This is a genomic window from Pseudomonas sp. CDFA 610, from assembly GCF_021147865.1.
Classification (GTDB): Bacteria; Pseudomonadota; Gammaproteobacteria; order Pseudomonadales; family Pseudomonadaceae; genus Aquipseudomonas; species Aquipseudomonas alliivorans.
In genome coordinates this window covers 166378-190256 of the sequence record NZ_JAGTPM010000010.1, presented here as the reverse complement: position 1 = coordinate 190256, position 23879 = coordinate 166378, and the positions used below count along the sequence as shown (strand labels likewise).

Annotated in this window: 20 protein-coding genes and 1 pseudogene; 14 read left to right on the top strand and 7 right to left on the bottom strand. The window is 59.9% G+C overall.

Annotation, left to right across the window (positions count from 1 at the left end):
• Positions 1 to 2: 2 nt before the first annotated feature.
• Both KDX39_RS19840 and KDX39_RS19835 read right to left on the bottom strand, forming a co-directional pair.
• Entirely contained in the window at positions 3 to 617 is a 615-nt protein-coding gene (locus KDX39_RS19840; RefSeq protein WP_210043301.1) for an NAD(P)H-dependent oxidoreductase, read from the bottom strand.
• On the bottom strand, positions 610 to 2004 hold the full coding sequence (locus tag KDX39_RS19835; protein ID WP_231661531.1) for a class II fumarate hydratase: 1395 nt from the start codon (positions 2002 to 2004) through the stop codon (positions 610 to 612). The genes KDX39_RS19840 and KDX39_RS19835 overlap by 8 nt, the downstream gene beginning before the upstream one ends.
• Before the next feature lie 169 nt (positions 2005 to 2173).
• On the opposite strand from KDX39_RS19835, the gene KDX39_RS19830 reads away from it, so the two are divergent.
• The 7 genes from KDX39_RS19830 (at position 2174) to KDX39_RS19800 (ending at position 9986) form a co-directional block, all read left to right on the top strand.
• Positions 2174 to 2701, top strand: a complete 528-nt coding sequence (locus KDX39_RS19830; RefSeq protein WP_004884127.1) for a DUF2059 domain-containing protein — start codon at positions 2174 to 2176, stop codon at positions 2699 to 2701.
• 12 nt (positions 2702 to 2713) lie between these two features.
• Positions 2714 to 3007, top strand: a complete 294-nt coding sequence (locus KDX39_RS19825; protein ID WP_099229226.1) for a BolA family protein — start codon at positions 2714 to 2716, stop codon at positions 3005 to 3007.
• A gap of 171 nt (positions 3008 to 3178) precedes the next feature.
• The gene (gene trhO, locus KDX39_RS19820) at positions 3179 to 4129 is read left to right on the top strand and encodes an oxygen-dependent tRNA uridine(34) hydroxylase TrhO (RefSeq protein WP_231661530.1); all 951 of its coding nucleotides are present in this window, start codon (positions 3179 to 3181) and stop codon (positions 4127 to 4129) included.
• Positions 4130 to 4132: 3 nt separating this feature from the next.
• The gene (locus tag KDX39_RS19815) at positions 4133 to 4765 is read left to right on the top strand and encodes a DsbA family protein (RefSeq protein WP_231661529.1); all 633 of its coding nucleotides are present in this window, start codon (positions 4133 to 4135) and stop codon (positions 4763 to 4765) included.
• Between the two features lie 34 nt (positions 4766 to 4799).
• A complete protein-coding gene (locus KDX39_RS19810; protein ID WP_231661584.1) occupies positions 4800 to 6584 on the top strand; it encodes an ABC transporter ATP-binding protein in 1785 nt (594 codons plus the stop codon).
• A gap of 123 nt (positions 6585 to 6707) precedes the next feature.
• Complete coding sequence (locus KDX39_RS19805) at positions 6708 to 9170, top strand: EAL domain-containing protein (protein ID WP_231661528.1); 2463 nt, start codon at positions 6708 to 6710, stop codon at positions 9168 to 9170.
• Positions 9171 to 9200: 30 nt separating this feature from the next.
• Positions 9201 to 9986, top strand: a complete 786-nt coding sequence (locus KDX39_RS19800; RefSeq protein WP_099229221.1) for a TenA family transcriptional regulator — start codon at positions 9201 to 9203, stop codon at positions 9984 to 9986.
• Between the two features lie 31 nt (positions 9987 to 10017).
• Here the strand turns inward: KDX39_RS19800 and KDX39_RS19795 are convergent, their stop codons facing one another.
• The 5 genes from KDX39_RS19795 to KDX39_RS19775 form a co-directional block, all read right to left on the bottom strand.
• Entirely contained in the window at positions 10018 to 10941 is a 924-nt protein-coding gene (locus KDX39_RS19795; protein ID WP_231661527.1) for a GGDEF domain-containing protein, read from the bottom strand.
• Positions 10942 to 11241: 300 nt separating this feature from the next.
• Positions 11242 to 11982 (bottom strand): YciK family oxidoreductase, encoded by a 741-nt coding sequence (locus KDX39_RS19790; RefSeq protein WP_231661526.1) that lies wholly within the window; start codon positions 11980 to 11982, stop codon positions 11242 to 11244.
• Positions 11983 to 12009: 27 nt separating this feature from the next.
• On the bottom strand, positions 12010 to 12681 hold the full coding sequence (gene mupP / locus KDX39_RS19785; RefSeq protein ID WP_184320490.1) for an N-acetylmuramic acid 6-phosphate phosphatase MupP: 672 nt from the start codon (positions 12679 to 12681) through the stop codon (positions 12010 to 12012).
• 3 nt (positions 12682 to 12684) lie between these two features.
• Entirely contained in the window at positions 12685 to 13383 is a 699-nt protein-coding gene (gene ubiG / locus KDX39_RS19780; RefSeq protein WP_099229217.1) for a bifunctional 2-polyprenyl-6-hydroxyphenol methylase/3-demethylubiquinol 3-O-methyltransferase UbiG, read from the bottom strand.
• Positions 13384 to 13465: 82 nt separating this feature from the next.
• Complete coding sequence (locus KDX39_RS19775; RefSeq protein ID WP_231661525.1) at positions 13466 to 14818, bottom strand: TRZ/ATZ family hydrolase; 1353 nt, start codon at positions 14816 to 14818, stop codon at positions 13466 to 13468.
• Positions 14819 to 14936: 118 nt separating this feature from the next.
• Here KDX39_RS19775 and mtnA point away from each other — a divergent pair, with 118 nt between their 5' ends.
• The 7 genes and pseudogenes from mtnA (at position 14937) to cmk (ending at position 23860) form a co-directional block, all read left to right on the top strand.
• On the top strand, positions 14937 to 16013 hold the full coding sequence (gene mtnA / locus KDX39_RS19770; RefSeq protein ID WP_231661524.1) for an S-methyl-5-thioribose-1-phosphate isomerase: 1077 nt from the start codon (positions 14937 to 14939) through the stop codon (positions 16011 to 16013).
• A gap of 304 nt (positions 16014 to 16317) precedes the next feature.
• Positions 16318 to 19104, top strand: coding sequence for a DNA gyrase subunit A (gene gyrA / locus KDX39_RS19765; RefSeq protein ID WP_184320476.1), 2787 nt, complete (start codon positions 16318 to 16320; stop codon positions 19102 to 19104).
• Positions 19105 to 19314: 210 nt separating this feature from the next.
• Positions 19315 to 20400: a 3-phosphoserine/phosphohydroxythreonine transaminase gene (gene serC / locus KDX39_RS19760; RefSeq protein ID WP_231661523.1), complete on the top strand. Its 1086-nt coding sequence runs from the start codon at positions 19315 to 19317 to the stop codon at positions 20398 to 20400.
• Positions 20400 to 21494, top strand: a complete 1095-nt coding sequence (gene pheA / locus KDX39_RS19755) for a prephenate dehydratase (RefSeq protein WP_099229212.1) — start codon at positions 20400 to 20402, stop codon at positions 21492 to 21494. The genes serC and pheA overlap by 1 nt, the downstream gene beginning before the upstream one ends.
• 87 nt (positions 21495 to 21581) lie before the next feature.
• Positions 21582 to 22106 (top strand): annotated as a pseudogene (locus tag KDX39_RS26690) (prephenate dehydrogenase/arogenate dehydrogenase family protein); the annotation flags it as partial.
• An 18-nt stretch (positions 22107 to 22124) separates the two neighbouring features.
• Positions 22125 to 23174, top strand: a complete 1050-nt coding sequence (locus tag KDX39_RS19750; protein WP_442964564.1) for a prephenate dehydrogenase dimerization domain-containing protein — start codon at positions 22125 to 22127, stop codon at positions 23172 to 23174.
• Positions 23171 to 23860 carry a (d)CMP kinase gene (gene cmk, locus KDX39_RS19745; protein ID WP_099229210.1) on the top strand — a complete coding sequence of 230 codons (690 nt, stop codon included), beginning with the start codon at positions 23171 to 23173 and terminating at the stop codon, positions 23858 to 23860. The genes KDX39_RS19750 and cmk overlap by 4 nt, the downstream gene beginning before the upstream one ends.
• Positions 23861 to 23879 lie beyond the last annotated feature (19 nt).

The window sequence follows — 23879 nt, the reverse complement described above, 5'->3', positions numbered from 1 at the left end:
TTTCAGCGCTTGCCCAGCGCCACTGCCTGATGAAGCCATTGTTGCCGCTGTTCTTCGGTCGAGGTGCGCACCGGAGCGAACTCGGTCAGGCGTTGGGTCTTGATGCCGCAGAAGCCAAGAATGGTGCGGATCATCTGCCGGTGCGCTGGAGCGCCGTAGATCCAGTGGAAATAGCGGGGCGGGGTGTCCATGGTCACCAGCAGCTCCGCCGTCCGGCCCTTGAGCAGTTCGTTGGAAGGATGCCGGCGTCCGTGGGCCTTGAAGGCGAAACCCGGCGTCAGCACCCGGTCGAAAAAGCCGGTCAACAGCGCAGGCAGGCCGCCCCACCAGACCGGATAGACGAACACCAGATGTTCGGCCCAGTGAATCTGCCGCTGGGCTTCAAGCAAGTCATGTTCCAGGGTCTGGCTCTGCTCATAGCCGCTGTGCAGCACCGGATCGAAATCCAGCTCCCCGAGTTTCAACACCCGGACCACATGCCCTTCACTGCGAGCGCCTTGTGTATAGGCTTCTGCGAGTGCATGACACAAGCTGATGGTCTTGGGCGTGCCATAGACCATCAGAATGCGTTTGCCGCTGCCTTCCAGCGGCGTGGCGCCACTCCTGGCGTCAGCCATTGCTGCCTGCCTCGAGCATTTTTTCAGGACGTACCCAGGCGTCGAACTCCTCGTCCGTCAAATAACCCAGCGCCAATGCGGCTTCACGCAGGGTCAGCCCCTCGGTGTAGGCTTTCTTGGCGATCTGTGCAGATTTGTCGTAGCCGATGTGCGGGTTCAAGGCGGTGACCAGCATCAGGCCGCGTTCGAGGTGTTCGGCCATCTTCTCGGCATCCGGTTCCATGCCGACAACGCAGTGTTCGTTGAAATTACTGCACCCATCGGCCAGCAGACGGATCGATTGCAGAATGTTGTGAATGATGACCGGCTTGTAAACGTTGAGTTGCAGGTGGCCCTGGCTTGCGGCAAAACCCACTGTCACGTCGTTGCCCATGACCTGACAGGCCAGCATCGACAGCGCCTCACACTGGGTCGGATTGACCTTGCCGGGCATGATCGAGCTGCCGGGTTCGTTGGCGGGCAATTTCACTTCGGCCAGGCCAGCGCGTGGTCCGGAGCCCAGAAGACGCAGGTCATTGGCGATTTTCATCAAGGTGCCAGCAAGAGTCTTCAGGGCACCGGAAAGTGAAGTGAGCGCTTCGTGACCCGCCAGCGCCGCAAATTTGTTGGGCGCGGTGACAAATGGCAGGCCCGACAACGCGGCCAGTTCAGCGGCCACGGCTTCGGCAAAGCCTTTCGGCGAATTGAGACCCGTGCCTACGGCGGTGCCGCCCTGAGCCAGTTCGTAGACTGCGGGGAGCGCGGCACGAATGGCTTTTTCCGAATAATCCAGTTGCGCCACGAAGCCGGACAGCTCTTGGCCGAAGGTGATCGGCGTCGCGTCCATCATGTGGGTGCGTCCGGTCTTGACCAGCTTCGTATGCCGGGCCGCCTGTTCGGCAAGGCCTGCCGACAGCTCGGCAATCGCAGGCAGCAGGTTTTCTTTCACCGCTTGTGCTGCCGCGATGTGCATGGCTGTAGGGAAGCAGTCATTGGAGCTTTGCGAGCGATTGACGTGGTCGTTCGGGTGGACCGGCGATTTGCCGCCGCGACCCTGACCCGCCAGTTCATTGGCGCGTCCGGCGATGACTTCATTGACGTTCATGTTGCTTTGCGTGCCACTGCCGGTCTGCCAGACCACCAGCGGAAACTGGGCGTCGTGCTGGCCGTCCAGCACTTCGTCGGCGGCCTGTTCGATAAGGCGGGCGATGTCGGCAGGCAGGTCACCGTTGCGGTTGTTCACGCGCGCAGCGGCTTTCTTGATCAGCGTGAGCGCATGCAATACCGGCAGCGGCATACGCTGATCGCCGATGGCGAAATTGATCAGTGAGCGTTGGGTCTGGGCTCCCCAATAAGCGTCTTCGGGGACTTCGATCGGGCCGATGCTGTCGGTTTCTGTGCGGCTCACTGTGCTTACTCCTTTAAGTGCATTGCAGCGTTAGGTGTCCATATGCGGACAGGGTTCCCGATCATTGCTTTTTAACCGCTCGGCGAACCGGGGGTTGAGCCAAAAGCCTGTATAAGCGCAGAATGGTCGGCCCTGAGGTATTGCCTCGCCTGCTAGATAAGGAAACTCGATGACCCGTCTTCGTGCCATTTGTACCGCGGTAGTTCTGGTCTGCGCCAGTGGCCAGGTCCTCGCCGATACCGCCAGTCACAACGCGAGCGCCGAAACGTTCCTGAAACTTGCCAATGCCGATCGCCTGGGTGCTCCGGTGTACGCACAAGTACAGCAGATGTTTGCCCAGCGCTTCGCCGAAACCAAGGCGCCAGCCTCGAAAAAGGCGCTGCTGGAAACCTATCAGGCCAAGGCCAACACCGCGCTGGACCAGGCCATTGGCTGGAACAAGCTGAAGCCTGAAATGGTCAAGCTCTACACCGCCAACTTCACCGAAAGCGAGCTCAAGGACCTGGTTGCGTTCTACCAGTCCCCACTGGGCAAGAAAGTGATGACCAAAATGCCTGAGCTGGCCCAGCAATCTGCTCAACTGACTCAGGGCAAGCTGGAAAGCGCGGTGCCTGTCGTCAACAAACTGCTCGCCGACATGACCGCCGAACTGGAACCTGCCAAGGCAGCCGCTCCAGCGCCGGCCAAGAAGCCTTAAGCGGATCCCGTCATGACCATGCAAACACGTATCGAGTCGGCGCTGGCGCTGCTGCAGCCGCATCATCTGCAAGTGCTGGACGAGAGCCACATGCACAGTCGTGGCGAGCAGACGCACTACAAGGCCATTCTGGTCAGCGACCAGTTCCAAGGTCTGAACTCGGTCAAGCGCCACCAGAAGGTGTACGCCACATTGGGTGCTCTTATGGGCGAGTTTCATGCCCTCGCCTTGCACACCTATACGCCTGAAGAATGGGCGAAGACTGGCGCAGCACCGGCATCGCCGACCTGCGCTGGCGGTCACTGAGCATTCAGAGACCCGGGCTGTCGGGTCGTTGATTCAAATCGGCGACCCGATGTGCCTGTCTATCCACGGTTTTTGCTAGAATCCGCACCGCGCCGCATGGCCGGTGCGTTTTTTCGTTCAGATTTTTTTGTCCGGTAGGCCCTTTGCGAGGGTCGCCACCTGGAGAGATACATGACACAACAGTCGATCAGTCAGCCGATCGTCGTGGCTGCGCTATACAAATTCGTCACCCTCAGCGACTACGTCGCGTTCCGTGAGCCGCTGCTTCAGGCCATGGTCGATAACGGCATCAAGGGCACTCTGCTGATTGCCGATGAAGGCATCAACGGTACGGTGTCCGGCACCCGTGAGGGCATCGACGGCCTGCTGGCCTGGTTGCGCAGCGACCCGCGTCTGGTCGACATCGACCACAAGGAATCGTACTGCGAAGAGCAGCCGTTCTATCGCACCAAGGTCAAGCTCAAGAAAGAGATCGTGACGCTGGGTGTGGAAGGCGTTGATCCCAACAAGGCCGTGGGCACCTACGTCGAGCCCAGGGACTGGAACGATCTGATCGCCGATCCGGAGGTCCTGTTGATCGATACGCGCAACGACTACGAAGTGTCCATCGGCACCTTCCAAGGCGCAATCGACCCCAAGACCACGTCTTTCCGCGAGTTTCCCGACTACATCAAGGCACACTTCGACCCGGCCGTGCACAAGAAGGTGGCGATGTTCTGCACTGGAGGCATTCGCTGCGAAAAGGCCTCCAGCTACATGCTGGGAGAAGGTTTCGAGGAGGTCTATCACCTCAAGGGCGGCATCCTGAAGTACCTGGAAGAAGTGCCGCAGGAAGAAAGCCAGTGGCGCGGTGACTGTTTTGTCTTCGACAACCGGGTCACCGTACGCCACGATCTGACCGAAGGTGACTACGACCAGTGCCATGCCTGTCGTACTCCGATCAGCGCCGAAGACCGAGCGAGCGAGCACTATTCGCCGGGTGTAAGCTGTCCGCATTGCTGGGACTCGCTGAGCGAGAAAACCCGCCGCAGTGCCATCGATCGGCAGAAGCAGATCGAGCTGGCCAAGGCGCGTAACCAGCCCCATCCGATCGGTCGCAATTACCGTCTGCCCGAGGCCTGAGCCATGTCCGCCCGCCTGATCTATGTCATGGACCCCATGTGTTCGTGGTGCTGGGGCTTTGCCCCGGTCGCTGATGCGCTGGTGCAGCAGGCCCGGACGGCAGGTGTGCCGCTGCATCTGGTCATGGGCGGGCTGCGTTCGGAGGCTTCGCCGCTGGAAGCCTCCAAAAGACGCTACATCCTTGAGCACTGGCAGGCGGTCGAGCAGGCCACCGGTCAGCCGTTTCTGTACGAAGGCGCGTTGCCGGAAGGCTTTGTCTACGACACCACGCCCGCCTGTCTTGCGGTCACGGCGGCGCGGTCTCTGGAGCCTGAGCGCGCCTGGGAACTGGTCAAGCTGATCCAGCAGGCGTTTTATGGACAGGGCCGTGATGTAACGCTTCCTTCGGTTCTGGCCGAGCTTGCCGAACAGGCCGGCTTTTCCCGCCAGCAATTTGCCGACGCGTTCGACAGTGACGAACAGCAGGCCGCCACGACAGCCGACTTTGGCTGGTCGCAGGATCTGGGTATCGCTGGCTTTCCAACGCTGCTGGCCGAGCGTAACGGCCAACTGGCCCTGTTGACCAACGGTTATCAATCTCTGAGCGAACTGTCGCCGTTGCTCGGCCGATGGCTGGAGCGTGCGGCCAGTGCTTGATGATTCGACGGGTCATTCGCCGAAACCCGAAGGCTTGCGACATGATGCGTTGAGTTGGGCCGAGATTCGCCGACTTGCCCTGCGCCACAAGAAGGCCCTGTGGATCGCCAATGGCGTTGCGATACTGGCAACCCTGTGCAGCGTGCCGATCCCGTTGCTGTTGCCCTTGCTGGTGGATGAAGTGCTGCTGGGGCGTGGCGACGCGGCGCTCAAGGTCATGGATCACCTGTTGCCCGACAGTTTGCAGAAGGCGGTCGGCTACATCGGGCTGATGCTGTTGCTGACATTGGTTCTACGCGTCGGGGCCTTGCTGTTCAATGTGCTGCAGGCGCGGCTGTTCGCCCGACTGGCCAAAGACATTGTCTACCGCATCCGGTTGCGCCTCATCGAGCGGCTCAAGCGCATTTCCCTGCGTGAATACGAAAGTCTGGGCAGTGGCATGGTCACCACGCATTTGGTCACCGATCTCGACACGCTGGACAAGTTCGTTGGAGAGACCCTGAGTCGGCTTCTGGTGGCGACCCTGACCCTGGCGGGCACGGCGGGCATCCTGATGTGGATGCACTGGAAGCTGGCGCTGCTGATCATGCTGTTCAACCCGTTGGTGATCTTTGTCACGGTAAAACTCGGCAAGCGGGTCAAACACCTGAAGAAGCTGGAAAACGACAGCACCTCGCGCTTCACTCAGGCCCTGACCGAAACCCTGGATGCGATTCAGGAAGTGCGTGCCGGCAATCGTCAGGGCTTTTTTCTCGGTCGGTTGGGCGTGAAAGCTCAGGAAGTGCGCGATTACGCCATCAACTCGCAATGGAAAAGCGATGCTTCCGGGCGTGCCAGCGGGTTGCTGTTTCAGTTCGGTATCGACATCTTTCGCGCCGCCGCCATGCTCACGGTGCTGTTCTCGGACCTGTCCATCGGCCAGATGCTCGCGGTGTTCAGTTACCTGTGGTTCATGATGACGCCTGTCGAGCAGTTGCTGAACCTGCAATACGCCTATTACGCGGCCGGTGGTGCGCTGACGCGAATCAATGAGCTCCTTGCTCGTGGCGACGAGCCTCAATACGTGGGCAGCGTCGATCCGTTCGAAGGGCAGGAGACCGTGGGTATCGAGGTGCGTGGCGTCAGCTTCGGTTACGGCGAGGATCTGGTGCTGGACCAGTTGAATCTGACCATCGCACCGGGCGAAAAAGTGGCCATTGTGGGCGCCAGTGGCGGCGGCAAAAGTACGCTGGTGCAACTCTTGCTGGGTTTGTATGCCGTGCAGAGCGGCTCGATCCGCTTTGGCGGGGCCACTCAGCAGGAAATCGGTCTGGAACGGGTACGCGAGAACGTGGCGGTGGTTCTGCAGCACCCGGCGCTGTTCAACGACACTGTCCGGGCCAACCTGACCATGGGTCGCGACTGTTCCGACGAGGCCTGCTGGCGGGCGCTGGAAGTGGCGCAACTGGAGCCCGCGATTCGCGAATTGCCCGATGGCCTGGATAGCGTCGTGGGGCGTTCCGGGGTTCGTCTGTCCGGCGGGCAGCGTCAGCGCATGGCGATTGCCCGCATGGTGTTGTCCGATCCCAAGGTGGTGATTCTCGACGAAGCGACCTCGGCGCTGGATGCCGCCACCGAATATAACCTCCATCAGGCGCTGGCGCGCTTTCTGCGCAGCCGCACCACCCTGATCATCGCCCACCGTCTTTCGGCTGTTAAACAGGCTGACCGCGTTCTGGTATTCGACGGCGGACGCATTGCCGAAGATGGCGAGCATCAGCAACTGATCGCCGATGGTGGCCTTTACGCCAAACTGTACGGTCATCTGCAACAAATCTGAGTCATTACGTCCCGTATTTACGCGAACGTTGTGTCAAATTCGAAAAAATGACCTGCCATCATGGGCGGATTTAGCCTAGGCTTTGCCCTGAACGAACCTTCAGGCCTGTGGTGACGCGAACCCATGAAGCAGACATGGACCTTTCCCAAGCCTCGCCTGACAGGCATCGTCTGGCCCTTCATTGCGGTGGCGTTGTTTCAGGCGCTGTTGGGGTGTGTCAGCCTCTATACGATGTCTGCGGTGCGCAGCTATGTGGTAGGCGAAAGCCTCTGGTCAAAGGGCCAGAAGGACGCCATTCATTACCTCGGTCTTTATGCCAACTGGCATGAGGAAAGTGACTATCTGAAGTACCAGGAAGCCTTTGCGGTTCCGCAAGGCGGGCATGCCTTGCGCGAAGCATTGAACAGACCCGTTCCGTCGCTCTCCGATGCCAAGGCAGGGATTCTCCAGGGCGGCAATCACCCGGACGATGCAGCCGGCATCATCTGGATGTACCTCAATTTCCGCCATTTCAGCTTCATGAAAACCGCCATTGAGCACTGGGCGGTCGGTGACAGCTATCTGATGCAGCTTGACACGCTGGCCGGAGAGATTCACGACCGGGTCCGCGCAGGGGGCGTCACACCAGGTGAGGTCGAGCAATGGCGCACCCGGATCAAGGCGATCAACGAGGGCGTGGCACCGGCTGCCAAGGCGTTCAGCGACGCATTGGGGGAAGGCTCGCGATTCATTCTCAAGCTGTTGGTGGTGATCAATCTGGTCACGGCGTTCGTTTTGATCCTGCTGGCGTTCTGGCGCGTTCGCAAACTCATCGCCCAGCGACGGCTGTTCGCCGATGCCTTGCAACTGGAGCGCGAGCGGGCGCAGATCACGCTGGAGTCGATTGGCGACGGTGTGATCACCACCGACGTCAAGGGCGCGATCATCTACATGAACCCGGCCGCTGAAGGGCTGACGCACTGGAAAAACGCACAGGCCAACGGATTGCCGCTGGCGGCGCTGTTCAACCTGCTGGACGAAAACGATCAGCGTGACAGCTCGACGCTGATCGAGCACATCCTTGACGGCAAGCTGAAGGGCGGAAGCGCCAACAGCAAGCTCATTCAAAGGCTCGACGGCAGTACGGTGTCCGTGGCGCTGGTCGGTTCGCCAATCTACACGGATGGCTCGGTCAGTGGCGCAGTGCTGGTCCTGCACGATATGACGCAGGAGCGGCAGTACATCGCCAACCTGTCGTGGCAGGCGGCCCATGACGCGTTGACCGGACTGGTCAACCGCGGTGAGTTCGAGTACCGCCTGCAACAGGTCCTTAACGTTGCCCAGTCTGAGTCCGGCAGCCATTGCCTGATGTTCCTGGACCTCGATCAGTTCAAACTGGTCAACGACACCAGCGGGCACGCTGCGGGCGACGAGTTGCTGCGTCATATCTGCAAGGCGCTGCCGCAGGGCCTGCGCGATGGCGACACACTGGCGCGGCTGGGCGGAGACGAGTTCGGGGTACTGCTGGCCGACTGTTCCGTAAACAGGGCTCACGAGATCGCCGAAAACCTGCGCCAGATCGTGCAGAACCTGCATTTCATGTGGAAGGGCCGACCGTTCGTGACCACCGTCAGTATTGGTCTTGTGCACCTGGGTGACGCCCCTGTAACGCTGGAAGCTTCGCTCTGTGCCGCCGACATGGCGTGCTACATGGCCAAGGAGAAAGGGCGCAACCGGGTTCAAGTGTACCGTTCCGACGACGCTGCGCTGTCGATACGGTCCGGCGAGATGGCGTGGATCCAGAGACTGCACATTGCGATGGATGAAAATCGCTTTTGTCTGTTTGCGCAGGAAATCGCATCGATCAGACAACCTGGCGATGGCGTCAGGCATATCGAGATTCTGTTGCGCCTGCGCGATGAGTCGGGACGGATGGTTGCGCCCGACAGTTTCATTCCCGCCGCCGAGCGCTATGGATTGATGACTACACTTGATCGGTGGGTCGTCCACAACGTTTTTCAGGTCATAGCCAGGTGCCACAACGATCAACGGCATCAGGCGCCACAGGCCATGTGTGCGATCAATCTGTCCGGATCGAGTATCGGTGACGATGCATTCCTCGACTATTTGAAATCGCAATTCAGACTGTTCGGAGTGGCTCCCGAAATGATCTGTTTTGAAATCACCGAGACCAGTGCCATTGCCGATCTTGGAAGCGCCATTCGCTTCATCAATGAATTGAAGTCGCTCGGTTGTCTGTTTTCACTGGATGATTTCTGCTCGGGCATGTCGTCGTTTGCCTACCTCAAACACTTGCCGGTCGATTTTCTGAAAATCGACGGAAGTTTCGTCAGGGACATGCTCGACAACCCGATCAATCGAGCCATGGTCGAGGTTATCAATAATATCGGTCATGTCATGGGCAAGCGCACGATTGCAGAGTTTGTGGAAACACCGCAGATTGAAGCCGCGCTGGAGGAAATAGGCGTGGATTTTGCTCAGGGGTATTTGATCGGGCGTCCTGAGTTGTTGACCTGTGAAAGTCTTTATACCCATCCCGTACGACCCGACCCTGTCATGTTCCACTCGCCGGGAACGTTCAGTTAAACCGTATAAGTCACGACAAGGAGCTACACAGTGATCGACACTTTCAATAGAACCGGTCCGCTCATGGAAGCCAGTAGTTATCCGGCATGGGCGCAGAAGTTGATCAAAGACTGCAGTGCCGCCAAGGCGCGTGTGGTCGAGCACGAGCTTTATCAGAAAATGCGTGATGCAACGCTCAGTCCCCGAATCATGCGTCATTACCTGATTGGCGGCTGGCCCGTGGTCGAGCAGTTTGCCGTTTACATGGCCAAGAACCTGACCAAGACCCGTTTCGGTCGCCATCCGGGTGAAGACATGGCGCGTCGCTGGCTGATGCGTAACATCCGCGTAGAACTCAACCATGCCGATTACTGGGTGAACTGGTGTGCTGCGCATGACGTATCGCTGGATGATTTGCATGCCCAGCAGGTTTCACCCGAATTACACGCGCTTAGCCACTGGTGCTGGCAGACCAGTTCTTCGGATTCTCTGGCCGTCGCGATGGCTGCGACCAACTACGCAATCGAAGGGGCGACGGGGGAGTGGTCGGCTGTGGTCTGTTCCACCGGCGCTTACGCCGAGGCGTTCCCTGACGAGACCCGCAAAAAAGCCATGAAATGGCTCAAGATGCATGCGCAGTACGATGACGCGCACCCTTGGGAGGCACTGGAAATCATCTGCACGCTGGTGGGCAATAATCCCGGTGTGCAGTTGCAGAACGAGTTGCGTCAAGCCACCACCAAGAGCTACGACTACATGTATCTCTTCCTGGAACGCTGTATGCAGCTTGAAAAGGTCAAGCCGACGCGTGAGCGCGCCATGGCCGAGCAGGCCTGACCGGCCCATCGCAAGCGAGGGGCCTGATACCTCAGCAGGCCATGGCCAGCCGGTTACGGCCTTCGCGCTTCGCTGCGTAGAGCGCGTCGTCCGCCCTGCGCAGCAGGCTGTCAGCGGTTTCCGCTGACAGCAGCGTTGAGCAGCCCAGGCTTACCGTCATCGTCAGGGCTGGCGCATCCTTGAAACGTAATTCCCGCACAGCCTGTCGCAGGCGCTCGCCCACCAGTCCGGCGCTGACGCCGTCGGTATTGGCCAGAATCACCACGAACTCTTCTCCGCCATAGCGAAAGATCCGGTCTATGTTGCGCAATTGTCCCTTGAGGGTCAGTGCAATGCTTTTGAGCACCTGATCGCCGGTGTAATGGCCGTAACCATCGTTCACTTTCTTGAAGTGATCAATGTCCACCATCAACACCGATAACGGCTGCTTGTGGCGACGTGATATGTCCACCTCCCGGGCCAGACTCTGGTCCATCGCTACGCGATTGCCGGTACTGGTCAGGGCATCGCGTAGCGCACTCTGCGTGGCGATGCGATAAAGCAATGCGTTGAGTAGTGGATACAGAAGGCAGGCCAGCAGGGTTTCCAGATCATGCAACCGGGCGTCATCGATCACTTGAGCAGTCTGCAACTCGAGTTGCCCGATGTCTTCGCCGTCATGACGCAGATGGAAGTCGGTAGCGTGAAGTGCGGTTTCACCCAGGCGCAGTTGCAGATCGCTCTTTGCGTGGCGATAGACGAGACCTTCCAAGGGGATGAGCCTTTGAACACCCTGAAAGAACAGCGTCAGTATTCTTTCGGCTTCCAGGCTGGTCTGCAATTGCAGCCCCAGTTGTTTGACCAGTTCATCCAGCGTGACAGGCGGCAGTTCGGCGTTTGGACGATTGCGAAAACCGAGGCATTGCAGCCTGGCGGTATCGAAATCGATTGCATGGGTCCGGGTAGGAGAACTCATTGGTTCGCTCCTCAGCACGTTGCTGGCTTGGCAGGGTTAGAGCGAAAGTCGTGCCATTCGGTTCATTAACGGCGGGAGATTAAAATAATCAATGAGTTAGATAATTTTTTCTCAGTGACGAACTTTGGGGTCGGCGTTTTTTTTGACGCTGCTTTAAAGCGCTGCAAGTCACTGATCCTGGGAGACGAATCGCCGGAAATGTCATTTTTCAGGCACTTCAGCAGGCGCTGAGCCGGCGCTGACGCCGGCACGCTGCATCCGGTAAAAACGCTTCCATTCGATCAAGCGCGGTCCGGAATGTTATTGGGCATTCAGCGCCTGGCCATTGATGCCCTTGCTGTCAGGTCCCATCAGGTACAGATACACCGGCATGATGTCTTGCGGTGCAGGGTTGTTCAGCGGGTTTTCGGCCGGATAGGCCTGGGCACGCATGCCAGTGCGGGTTGCGCCAGGGTTGATGCTGTTGGCGCGGACTGACGTGACACCTTCCAGCTCGTCCGCCAGCGTCTGCATCAGGCCTTCGGTGGCAAATTTCGATACCCCATAAGCACCCCAGTGCGCGCGGCCCTTGCGTCCCACGCTGCTGGAGGTGAATGCAATCGACGCATCTTCGGAGCGTTTCAGCAACGGCAGCAAGGCTTGAGTCAGCATGAACGTGGCATTGACGTTGACATGCATGACCCGTACGAACTCCTCACTGGAAAGCTGCTCAAGCGGGGTGCGTGGACCGATGATCGAGGCGTTGTGCAGCAGGCCGTCCAGGTGGCCGAACTCTGTCTCGATCATTGTTGCCAGTTCGTCGTACTGCTGGGGCAAAGCGGTTTCCAGGTCAAACGGGATTACCACCGGCTGAGGCTGTCCGGCGGCTTCGATCTCGTCATAGATGGCGGTGAGGCTGGCTTCGGTCCTGCCCAGCAGCAGGACGGTTGCGCCGTGGGCGGCATAGGTTTTTGCAGCGGCAGCACCAATGCCCCGACCGGCACCGGTCACCAGAATCACCCGGTCCTTGAGCAGGTCCGGGCGAGCGGAATAATCAAACATGAAAGACCTCGAACGATTGTCTGTGGCTCAGCAACTGCACAGGGCGTTATCCAGCACCTTGCGCAGTTCCAGCGGGTGATCGACCACGACGTCGGCGCCCCAGTGATCGGGATTATCGTTAGGGTGGATATAACCGTAGCGCACGGCTGCGGTCCGTGTTCCCGCATCGCGACCGGATTCGATGTCGCGCAGGTCATCGCCGACGAACAGGACGCTGGCCGGGTCCAGGTCGAGCATCCTGCACGCCAGGATCAGCGGCTCCGGGTGAGGCTTGCTGTGCGTCACGTGATCCGGGCATATCAACAGTGCCGAGCGTTCGGCCAGACCAAGCTGTTGCATGATCGGCTCGGCGAAGCGCACCGGCTTGTTGGTGACAACGCCCCAGATCAGTCCGGCTTTCTCGATGTCGGTCAACAGTTCGGCCATGCCGTCAAACAGCTTGCTGTGCACGGCGCAGTCGCGCTGATAGCGCTCGAGGAACTCCAGGCGCAGGGCTTCGAATTCCGGCTCGTTCGGCGACATCGCGAAAGTCGCTGCGACCATGGCTTTGGCACCGCCTGATATTTCGTCGCGAATCAGCTTGTCCGACACCGCAGGGAAGCCGCGGTCAGCCAGCATCGCCTGGGCAATGGCGATGAAGTCCGGCGCCGTATCGAGGAGCGTGCCGTCCATGTCGAATAAAACCGCTCTCAAACGCATGCCTCAAGCCTCCCGCAGGGTCTGGATCATGTAGTTGACATCGACATCCGAGGCCAGCTTGTAGTGCTTGGTCAGCGGGTTGTAGGTCAGGCCGATGATGTCCTTGACCTGCAGGCCGGCTTCGCGGCTCCAGGCGCCCAGCTCGGACGGGCGGATGAATTTCTTGAAGTCATGGGTGCCGCGCGGCAGCAGGCCGAGAATGTACTCGGCACCGACCACGGCGAACAGGTAGGCCTTCGGGTTGCGGTTGATGGTCGAGAAGAATACCTGGCCGCCGGGCTTGACCATGCGGTAGCAGGCGCGGATCACCGACGAAGGGTCAGGCACGTGCTCCAGCATTTCCAGGCAGGTCACCACGTCGAACTGCTCGGGCATTTCCTCGGCCATGTCTTCAGCGGTGATCTGCCGATACTCGACGCTCACACCCGATTCCAGTTGGTGCAACTGGGCAACGGCCAATGGCGCTTCGCCCATGTCGATGCCGGTCACCGTTGCGCCCCGCAGCGCCATGGCTTCACTGAGGATGCCGCCGCCGCAGCCGACGTCGAGGACCTTCTTGCCGGCCAGATTGACGCGCTCGTCGATCCAGTTCACACGTAGCGGATTGATATCGTGCAGCGGCTTGAATTCGCTTTCACGGTCCCACCAGCGATGGGCCAGGGCCTCGAATTTGGCGATTTCTGCGCGGTCGACGTTGCTCATGGGATATCCCTCTTGAACTCAAAATTCGGTTTCATCTGTCTGGCTATAGATAACCAGACAGTCATCTGTTCGGTTTGATCGGTCAGCGCGTTTCTTCGCCTTGCGCGGATGTCTGCCCGGAAATGCGGTGACCCCAGGCGATGGCTGTATCGCGCAGGGCCTGTTCGTCCATCCGGGTCAGGCGGCGGTCGTCGAGCAATTGCTTGCCAGCGACCCAGACATGGCTCACGCAATCGCGGCCGGTGGCATATATAAGTTGGGAGACCGGATCGTAGATCGGTTGCTGCGCCAGGCCGGACAGATCGAACGCGACCATGTCGGCAGCCTTGCCCAATTCCAGCGAGCCGGTATCGGCCTGGATGCCGAGCGCTCGTGCGCCGTTGAGCGTGGCCATACGCAGCGCACGGTGCGCGTCGAGCGCCGTCGCCGAACCGGCAACGGCCTTGGCGAGCAGGGCGGCGGTGCGGGTTTCTCCCAGCAGATCCAGGTCGTTATTGCTGGCAGCGCCGTCAGTGCCCACGGCCACGTTGACACCCGCCTGCCACAGGCGCTCGACCGGGCAGAAACCGCTGGCCAGTTTCAGGTTGGATTCGGGGCAGTGAATGATATGGGTATTGCTCTCGACCAGCAGGGCCAGATCGTCATCGCTGATCTGGGTCATGTGCACAGCCTGGAAACGCGGGCCGAGCAGGCCCAGACGGTTGAGGCGTGCCAGTGGTCGCTCCTGATGCTGCTTCACGGCCTGCTCGACTTCGAACGCCGTCTCGTGGACATGCATCTGGATGGTGGCGTCGAGTTCGTCGGCAATGACCCGAACTTTCTCCAGATTTTCATCACCCACGGTGTAGGGTGCGTGCGGGCCGAAGGCAATGCGGATGCGCGGGTGATGAGCCAGATCGTTGAACAGCTCGATCCCTGCGTGCAGGGCTTCTTCGGTGTTGCGGGCACCGGGAATGGGAAAGTCCAGCACCGGCACCGTGATCTGGGCGCGCATGCCGCTGACATGCACGCGGTCGGCGGCCACCTTGGGATAGAAATACATGTCCGAGAAACAGGTGATGCCGCCCTTGAGCTGCTCGGCAATGGCCAGGTCCGTGCCGTCACGCACGAAATCCTCATCGACCCATTTGCCTTCGGCAGGCCAGATATGGTCCTGCAGCCAGGTCATCAGCGGCAGATCGTCCGCCAGGCCGCGAAACAATGTCATCGCAGCATGTCCGTGGGCGTTGATCAGGCCAGGGCTGAGCAGCATGCCGGGCAGTTCCCGGATCTGCGCAGCATCCTGCTTCAGTGCCTCGGCTTTCGGGCCTATGTAAACGATCAGGCCATCACGGATGCCGATGCCATGTTCCCTGAGGACCACGCCTGCGGGCTCGACCGGTACCAGCCAGGTGGGCAGGAGCAGAAGGTCGAGCGGGGCTGTGGCGTTCGGCATGACAGGGCTTCCAGAGCTTATTACGGTGATGGCGAAGTATACCCGAGCGTCTTGGCGGGCGGCTCGCTATAATCAGCCGCTTTTGATTCTGGCTTTGGATTTCAAGATGGAGTGGGCGATGCGCGATCGACTGTTGGCTGCGGAGAAAGTAAAGGCCATCGATTGGCGGGACGACGCTCTGTACCTGCTGGATCAGCGGGTGCTGCCGTTCGAGGAAACCTGGCACGCCTACACCAGTGCTGCAGGCGTGGCTGAGGCCATTCGCTTGATGGTCGTGCGCGGTGCGCCGGCCATCGGCATCAGTGCTGCCTACGGCGTGGTACTCGGCGCGCGTGCCCGGGTGGCGGCCGGTGGCGACTGGCGCACGGCGCTGGAAGAAGATTTTGCGCTGCTTGCCGATTCGCGCCCTACGGCGGTCAACCTGTTCTGGGCGTTGAACCGCATGCGTGATCGCTTGCAGCGTCTGAAGGCGACCGATGATCCGCTGGTGATTCTGGAAGCTGAAGCTGTGGCCATTCACCTGAGCGACCGCGAAGCCAACCTGACCATGGCGCAACTCGGTGCCGACCTGATCCGCAAGCATCAGGGCAATCTGCAGACCGTGCTGACCCACTGCAACACGGGCGCTCTGGCCACTGGCGGATTCGGTACGGCACTGGGCGTGATCCGCGCTGCGCACCTGGAAGGCATGATCGAGCGCGTCTACGCCGACGAAACCCGTCCCTGGCTGCAAGGCTCCCGGCTGACCGCCTGGGAACTGGCCAACGAAGGCATTCCCGTGACCCTGAACGCCGACTCCGCTGCTGCGCACCTGATGCGCACCAAAGGCATCACCTGGGTCATCGTCGGTGCCGACCGCATTACGGCCAACGGTGATGTGGCGAACAAGATCGGTACGTATCAACTGGCGGTCGCCGCCATGCATCACGGCGTGCGCTTCATGGTGGTTGCGCCGAGTTCGACCATCGACATGGACATGGCCAGTGGCGAAGACATCATCATCGAAGAGCGCGACGGGCGCGAGCTGCTGGAAGTGGGCGGGCAGCGGGTCGGTGCCGACGTCGATGCCTTCAATCCGGTCTTCGATGTGACGCCTGCGGACCTGATCGATGCGATCGTGACCGAAAAGGGCATTGTCGAGCGTCCCGATACCGCCAGAATGGCCCAGTTGATGAGCCGCAAACATCTTCATTGAAATTTCATCTCCTCATGATCGCCTCGGGCACGGGGCGGCTGAACGGGCCTGTAAGCGTCTCTCAGCCGTCCTGCGTGGATGTGGCTCGTTTTCAGCGCTTGCAAAGGATGTGAGCGCCTCGGCGATTGTGGTAACATCCGACGGTTTCCGGGGACGCTATTCGTAGCCTCCCGCACTGTGCAGAACCAAGTCTTAACTCATTGATTTGTCGTAAGTCGTTGCCCGGCACATGCTGGCAGCGGCGAGCTTCGTTTACCCCGAATGGGTTTGCGAGGTTTCACCAGAAAAAGGAATCAGGCTTCTCATGGGCGAACTGGCCAAAGAAATCCTCCCGGTCAATATCGAAGACGAGCTGAAACAGTCCTACCTCGACTACGCAATGAGCGTGATCGTCGGTCGAGCTCTGCCGGATGCGCGCGATGGCTTGAAGCCCGTGCACCGCCGTGTGCTGTTCGCAATGAGCGAACTGGGCAACGACTGGAACAAGCCGTACAAGAAATCCGCCCGTGTGGTTGGTGACGTGATCGGTAAGTACCACCCGCACGGCGACACGGCTGTCTACGACACCATCGTCCGTATGGCTCAGCCGTTCTCGCTGCGTTACCTGCTGGTTGACGGCCAGGGCAACTTCGGTTCGGTCGACGGCGACAATGCCGCTGCGATGCGATACACCGAAGTGCGCATGACCAAGCTGGCTCACGAGCTGCTGGCCGACCTGCACAAGGAAACCGTGGACTGGGTTCCGAACTACGACGGCACCGAAATGATCCCTGCGGTCATGCCGACACGTATTCCCAACCTGCTGGTCAACGGCTCCAGCGGTATCGCTGTAGGCATGGCGACCAACATTCCGCCGCACAACCTCGGTGAAGTCATCGACGGTTGCCTGGCACTGATCGACAACCCCGAGTTGACGGTCGACGAATTGATGCAGTACATCCCGGGCCCGGACTTCCCGACGGCGGCGATCATCAACGGTCGTGCCGGCATCATCGAAGCCTATCGCACCGGCCGTGGCCGCATCTATATGCGCGCCCGCTCGATCGTCGAAGACATCGACAAGGTCGGCGGACGTCAGCAGATCGTCATTACCGAACTGCCGTACCAGTTGAACAAGGCGCGTCTGATCGAGAAGATCGCCGAGCTGGTCAAAGAGAAGAAGCTTGAAGGCATCACCGAGCTGCGCGACGAGTCCGACAAGGACGGCATGCGCGTGGTCATCGAGCTGCGTCGTGGCGAAGTGCCTGAGGTCATCCTCAACAACCTCTACGCCCAGACTCAGTTGCAGAGCGTGTTCGGCATCAACATCGTTGCGCTGATCGACGGCCGTCCGCGGATCCTGAACCTCAAGGACCTGCTGGAAGCCTTCGTTCGTCACCGTCGCGAAGTCGTCACCCGCCGTACCGTATTCGAACTGCGCAAGGCCCGTGAGCGCGGCCATATCCTTGAAGGTCAGGCGGTTGCGCTGTCCAACATCGATCCGGTCATCGCCCTGATCAAGGCGTCACCGACCCCTGCCGAAGCCAAGGAAGCGCTGATCAGCACGCCTTGGGAATCGAGTGCCGTGGTCGAGATGGTCGAGCGTGCCGGTGCCGATTCGTGCCGCCCGGAAAACCTCGATCCTCAATATGGTCTGCGCGAAGGCAAGTACTTCCTGTCGCCGGAGCAGGCACAGGCCATTCTGGAACTGCGTCTGCACCGTCTGACGGGTCTGGAACACGAAAAACTGCTGGGTGAGTATCAGGAAATCCTGAACCAGATCGGCGAGCTGATCCGCATTCTGAACAGCGCCACGCGCCTGATGGAAGTGATCCGCGAAGAGTTGGAACTGATTCGCTCCGAATACGGCGATGCCCGTCGCACCGAAATTCTCGATGCGCGTCTGGACCTGACCCTGGGTGACCTGATCACCGAAGAAGAGCGTGTCGTGACCATTTCCCACGGTGGCTATGCCAAGACCCAGCCTCTGGCGGTCTATCAGGCACAGCGCCGTGGCGGCAAGGGCAAGTCGGCGACTGGCATCAAGGATGAGGATTACATCGCTCACTTGCTGGTTGCCAACAGCCACACCACGCTGTTGATGTTCTCCAGCAAGGGCAAGGTCTACTGGCTCAAGACCTACGAAATTCCGGAAGCGTCCCGCGCCGCCCGTGGTCGTCCGCTGGTCAACCTGCTGCCGCTGAGCGATGGCGAGTACATCACCACCATGCTGCCGGTCGATCTGGAGGCCATGCGCAAGCGGGCTGACGAAGAAGGCGAAGCGCTTGAAGGCGATCTGGTCGACGATGCGGAAAACAGCAACGAGACCGAAGAAGAGCGCAAGGCGCGCGTCAAGGCTGCTGACAAGAAGAAGGCACCGTTCATCTTCATGTCTACCGCCAACGGCACGGTCAAGAAAACCCCGCTGGTGGCGTTCAGCCGTCAGCGCAGCTCCGGCCTGATTGCACTTGAGCTGGACGAAGGCGATATCTTGATCTCCGCCGCCATTACCGATGGTGAGCAGGAAATCATGCTGTTCTCCGATGGCGGCAAGGTCACGCGCTTCAAGGAGTCCGACGTTCGCGCCATGGGCCGTACGGCCCGCGGTGTGCGCGGCATGCGTCTGCCGGAAGGTCAGAAACTGATCTCCATGCTGATCCCTGAAGAGGGCAGCCAGATCCTGACTGCCTCCGAGCGTGGTTACGGCAAGCGCACGGCGATCTCCGAGTTCCCTGAGTACAAGCGTGGCGGTCAGGGCGTAATCGCCATGGTCAGCAACGAGCGTAACGGTCGTCTGGTCGGCGCGGTTCAGGTGCTCGACGGTGAGGAAATCATGCTGATTTCCGACCAGGGCACACTGGTTCGTACTCGTGTCGGCGAAGTGTCGAGCCTGGGTCGTAACACTCAGGGCGTCACCCTTATCAAGCTGGCCAGCGACGAGAAACTGGTCGGTCTGGAGCGTGTTCAGGAGCCATCGGAAGTCGAAGGCGAAGAACTGCTTGAAGGCGAAGAGGGCGTTGATGCTCTGGTCGCCGACGTGTCTGAGCCGGGCGATGTCGGTGAAGACGTGCAGGTGGATGCCGCATCGGATGACGATGACTCGCAAGGCTGAGCAGTGAAGTAAGTAATACCGTTGAGGGCTGGCTCGTCTGTAAGTGCATGTGCATTTCAGGCAAGTCCAGCCCTTGCGCCATTCGGCCAGCTCTACGGGCGAATCGGAATGCCTGCCAACGCTGGCGGAGACCGAAGCTGCGGTTTCGTCTCTGCCCGGCGCGTGCGGGGAAAGTGCGTACAGACCCAAACGTATTTGACGAGAGTGGATATGAGCAAGCGAGCCTTTAACTTCTGCGCAGGTCCTGCTGCGCTTCCTGAAGCTGTTCTGCTGCGTGCCCAGGCCGAACTCCTGGACTGGCACGGCAAAGGTCTGTCGGTCATGGAAATGAGCCATCGCAGCGATGAGTTCGTTTCCATCGCCACCAAGGCCGAACAGGATCTGCGTGACCTGCTGGCCATTCCCTCCAATTACAAAGTGCTGTTCCTGCAGGGCGGCGCCAGCCAGCAATTTGCGCAGATCGCGCTGAACCTGCTGCCCGAGAATGGCAAGGCCGATTACATCGATACTGGCATCTGGTCGCAGAAAGCGATCGAGGAAGCCTCGCGTTACGGCACTGTCAACGTCGCGGCCAGCGCAAAGCCCTACGATTATTTTGCTATTCCCGGCCAGAATGAATGGAAGCTGTCCAAGGACGCTGCCTACGTTCACTACGCGCCGAACGAAACCATTGGTGGTCTGGAATTCAACTGGATTCCCGAAACCGGTGATGTGCCACTGGTGGCTGACATGTCTTCGGACATTCTGTCGCGTCCGGTGGATATCTCGCGTTTCGGCATGATCTACGCCGGTGCCCAGAAAAACATCGGTCCGAGCGGCATCGTGGTGGTGATCATCCGCGAGGACCTGTTGGGCCGTGCGCGCTCGCTGTGCCCGACCATGCTCAACTACAAGGTCGCGGCTGACAACGGCTCGATGTACAACACCCCGCCGACGCTGGCCTGGTATCTGTCGGGTCTGGTCTTCGAGTGGCTCAAGGAGCAGGGTGGCGTCGAGGCAATCGGCAAGCTCAATGACATCAAGCAGCGCACGCTGTACGACTTCATCGATGCCAGCGAGCTGTACAGCAACCCGATCAACAAGCCGGATCGCTCGTGGATGAACGTGCCTTTCCGTCTGGCGGATGATCGTCTGGACAAACCGTTCCTGGCGGGTGCTGACGCTGCGGGACTGCTCAATCTCAAAGGGCACCGTTCAGTTGGCGGTATGCGCGCGTCCATCTATAACGCAGTGGACATCAATGCGATCAACGCACTGGTGTCCTACATGAAAGACTTCGAGAAGGAGCACGGCTGATGTCCGAACAGGAACTCAAGGCGCTGCGCGTCCGTATAGACAGCCTCGACGAAAAGGTTCTGGAGCTGATAAGCGAGCGTGCCCGCTGTGCGCAGGAAGTCGCCCGGGTCAAGATGTCTTCCCTGGCGGAAGGCGAGGCGCCGGTGTTCTATCGCCCCGAGCGTGAAGCGGCAGTCCTCAAGCGTGTCATGGAGCGCAACCGTGGCCCGTTGAGCAATGAAGAAATGGCGCGTCTGTTTCGCGAAATCATGTCTTCCTGCCTGGCGCTCGAGCAGCCCCTGAAGGTGGCCTACCTGGGGCCGGAGGGCACGTTCACCCAGGCCGCGGCCATGAAGCACTTCGGTCATGCCGTGATCAGTCTGCCCATGGCGGCTATTGATGAAGTGTTTCGTGAAGTGGTTGCCGGGGCCGTGAACTTCGGCGTCGTGCCGGTGGAAAACTCCACCGAAGGCGCGGTCAATCACACACTGGACAGCTTTCTCGAGCACGACATGGTCATCTGTGGTGAAGTCGAGTTGCGCATCCACCACCATCTGCTGGTCGGCGAAAGCACCAAGACCGAAAGCATCTCGCGCATTTACTCCCATGCCCAGTCACTGGCCCAGTGCCGCAAATGGCTGGACGCCCACTACCCGAACGTGGAGCGCGTCGCTGTTGCCAGCAACGCCGAAGCAGCCAAGCGGGTGAAGGGTGAGTGGAATTCAGCGGCCATTGCCGGCGATATGGCGGCGGGCCTGTATGGTCTGACGCGGCTGGCTGAAAAGATTGAAGACCGTCCGGACAACTCCACACGTTTTCTGATCATCGGCAATCAGGAAGTACCTCCGACCGGAGACGACAAAACCTCGATCATCGTATCGATGAGCAACAAGCCAGGTGCGCTGCATGAATTGCTGGTGCCGTTCCACCAGAACGGCCTGGACCTCACGCGTATCGAAACCCGCCCGTCACGCAGCGGTAAGTGGACCTACGTGTTCTTCATCGATTTCGTCGGGCATCACCAGGATCCGCTGGTCAAGGCGGTGCTTGAGCAGATCAGTCATGAAGCCGTTGCCTTGAAGGTGCTGGGTTCCTACCCGAAAGCGGTTCTTTGAAGGGGCGTTACATGATTCATCTCTTTATCGCCCTGGAGCGTCGTGAAAGTCGCTCGGGCTTTCAGGTAGTTGCACGTGGTTGAAGTCATGTCAGAGCAAGCGACCGGTCCGGTCATCGGTCGTCTGGTCGTGGTCGGTCTGGGACTGATCGGTGGCTCGTTCGCCAAGGGTGTTCGTGAAAGCGGTCTTTGTCGGGAAGTGGTTGGCGTCGATCTGGACCCGCAATCGCGCAGGCTGGCTGTGGAGCTGGGTGTCGTGGATCGGTGCGAAGAGAGTCTTGCAGCCGCTTGCTGCGGTGCCGATGTCATCCAGCTCGCAGTGCCCATTCTGGCGATGGAAAAACTGCTGGCGTTGCTGGCGTCTCTGGATCTGGGTAACGCTGTATTGACCGATGTCGGCAGCGCCAAGGGCAATGTCGTGCGTGCGGCGCGTCAGGCGTTTGGCCGCATGCCATCGCGCTTCGTGCCGGGGCACCCGATTGCAGGCTCCGAGCAGAGTGGTGTCGAGGCTTCCAATGCCGGTTTGTTTCGCCGACACAAAGTGATTCTGACACCGTTGGCCGAGACTGACGCCGGCGCGGTTGCGCTTATCGATCGTCTGTGGTCGGCGCTCGGTGCCGATGTCGAACATATGCAGGTCGAGCGTCATGACGAAGTGCTGGCGGCGACCAGTCATTTGCCGCACCTGTTGGCCTTCGGTCTGGTGGATTCGTTGGCCAAACGAAATGAAAACCTCGAAATATTCAGGTATGCCGCTGGCGGTTTTCGGGATTTCACCCGTATCGCGGGTAGCGATCCGGTCATGTGGCACGACATTTTTCTGGCCAACCGTGACGCCGTGCTGCGCACGCTGGACACCTTTCGCGCCGACCTGGATGTTCTTCGCGATGCTGTTGATGCCGGAGACGGTCATCAATTGCTGAGCGTGTTCACGCGCGCCCGTGCGGCCCGTGAACATTTCGGCCGGATTCTGACACTTCGCGCCCGCGGGGAAGCCCGTTCGTCCGAGGTCACCGGTGTGCAGGGTGCTGCAGTGGGTGCGGCAAGTCACCGTATCGAAGGTCCGGTTGACGCTGCTTCGGCAGCGCTGTTCATGGTGGCAGCATCCATTCACGAAGGTGTTGATCTGGTGCTCGCAGGCGTCAGCATGGACGATACGTGCATCGGCATGATCGACATCCTGCGCCTGCTTGGTGCCGATATCGTGTTGCACGATGTCCGTGAGCAGGCTGGTGAAACCCTCGCGGATGTGCATGTGCGCTCCGCCCGACTGAGGGGGGCTGATATTCCTGAAGCGCTCGTCCCGCTGGCGCTCGACGAATTTCCTGTGCTGTGCATTGCCGCAGCCTGCGCGGAAGGGCGTACCATTCTGCGCAGCGCGCAGGCGTTGCAGGGTGATGAACTCGAGGTCGTGCGGGTGGTTGCAGAAGGATTGAGTGTACTGGGCATCGAGGTTGAACTCGCGCCTGACGGCCTGCTCATCGAAGGCGGAGCCATCGGCGGTGGCGAGGTCGATGTGCGCGACGATCAGCGCATCGCCATGGCCTTCAGTGTGGCTGCATTGCGGGCCTCGGGGCCTGTACATATTCATGATTGCGCGAATGTCGCTCCATCGTTTCCCGATTTTCTGGCGCTATGCGCTCAAGTCGGTATGCATGTAGCGCAAGAGGACACAAAGTGAAGATCAAAGCACCTGTTATAACCATCGACGGACCCAGCGGTTCCGGCAAGGGCACTGTGGCCGGATTGCTGGCGGGAAAACTGGGCTGGTGCCTGCTCGATTCGGGCGCCCTTTATCGTCTGCTGGCATTCGCTGCGCGCAATCACGGCGTCGATCTGACCAACGAGGAGGCGCTCAAGCTGCTGGCTGCCCACCTGGATGTGCAGTTCGAGACCTCGGCGAACGGCCAGAGTCAGCGCATCGTTCTCGAAGGCGAGGACGTCACGCATGCCATTCGCAATGAGCAGATCGGCAGCGGCGCGTCGCAAGTGGCTTCGCTGCCGGCGGTGCGTGATGCGCTGTTGCAGCGTCAGCGTGCCTTTCAGGAAGAGCCGGGCCTTGTGGCGGACGGCCGCGACATGGGCACCGTGGTATTTCCGGACGCCCCGTTGAAGATATTCCTCACTGCCAGTGCCGAGGAGCGTGCCCGCCGTCGTTACTTGCAGTTGAAGGCCAAGGGCGATGATGTTAGTCTGTCGAGTCTGCTAGATGAGATAAGTGCACGCGACGAGCGTGACACCCAGCGAGCGGTAGCCCCGCTCAAGCCGGCGCACGACGCCATACAGCTGGATTCCACCGAATTGTCCATCGAGCAGGTGCTGGAACGCATCCTGAGTGAAGTCGCACTGCGCGATATCGCCGGATGATCAAGGAGCCATGCAGGAG

Excerpts from the sequence above, each read along its gene's own strand:
- trhO (WP_231661530.1), top strand. The coding sequence starts at position 3,179 with ATGACACAACAGTCGATCAGTCAGCCGATCGTCGTGGCTGCGCTATAC.
- KDX39_RS19750 (WP_442964564.1), top strand. The coding sequence starts at position 22,125 with ATGCAGGTCGAGCGTCATGACGAAGTGCTGGCGGCGACCAGTCATTTG.
- KDX39_RS19805 (WP_231661528.1), top strand. The coding sequence starts at position 6,708 with ATGAAGCAGACATGGACCTTTCCCAAGCCTCGCCTGACAGGCATCGTC.
- KDX39_RS19795 (WP_231661527.1), bottom strand. The coding sequence starts at position 10,941 with ATGAGTTCTCCTACCCGGACCCATGCAATCGATTTCGATACCGCCAGG.
- KDX39_RS19790 (WP_231661526.1), bottom strand. The coding sequence starts at position 11,982 with ATGTTTGATTATTCCGCTCGCCCGGACCTGCTCAAGGACCGGGTGATT.
- serC (WP_231661523.1), top strand. The coding sequence starts at position 19,315 with ATGAGCAAGCGAGCCTTTAACTTCTGCGCAGGTCCTGCTGCGCTTCCT.
- KDX39_RS19815 (WP_231661529.1), top strand. The coding sequence starts at position 4,133 with ATGTCCGCCCGCCTGATCTATGTCATGGACCCCATGTGTTCGTGGTGC.
- pheA (WP_099229212.1), top strand. The coding sequence starts at position 20,400 with ATGTCCGAACAGGAACTCAAGGCGCTGCGCGTCCGTATAGACAGCCTC.
- mtnA (WP_231661524.1), top strand. The coding sequence starts at position 14,937 with ATGCGCGATCGACTGTTGGCTGCGGAGAAAGTAAAGGCCATCGATTGG.
- KDX39_RS19775 (WP_231661525.1), bottom strand. The coding sequence starts at position 14,818 with ATGCCGAACGCCACAGCCCCGCTCGACCTTCTGCTCCTGCCCACCTGG.
- KDX39_RS19840 (WP_210043301.1), bottom strand. The coding sequence starts at position 617 with ATGGCTGACGCCAGGAGTGGCGCCACGCCGCTGGAAGGCAGCGGCAAA.
- gyrA (WP_184320476.1), top strand. The coding sequence starts at position 16,318 with ATGGGCGAACTGGCCAAAGAAATCCTCCCGGTCAATATCGAAGACGAG.
- KDX39_RS19825 (WP_099229226.1), top strand. The coding sequence starts at position 2,714 with ATGACCATGCAAACACGTATCGAGTCGGCGCTGGCGCTGCTGCAGCCG.
- mupP (WP_184320490.1), bottom strand. The coding sequence starts at position 12,681 with ATGCGTTTGAGAGCGGTTTTATTCGACATGGACGGCACGCTCCTCGAT.
- ubiG (WP_099229217.1), bottom strand. The coding sequence starts at position 13,383 with ATGAGCAACGTCGACCGCGCAGAAATCGCCAAATTCGAGGCCCTGGCC.
- KDX39_RS19830 (WP_004884127.1), top strand. The coding sequence starts at position 2,174 with ATGACCCGTCTTCGTGCCATTTGTACCGCGGTAGTTCTGGTCTGCGCC.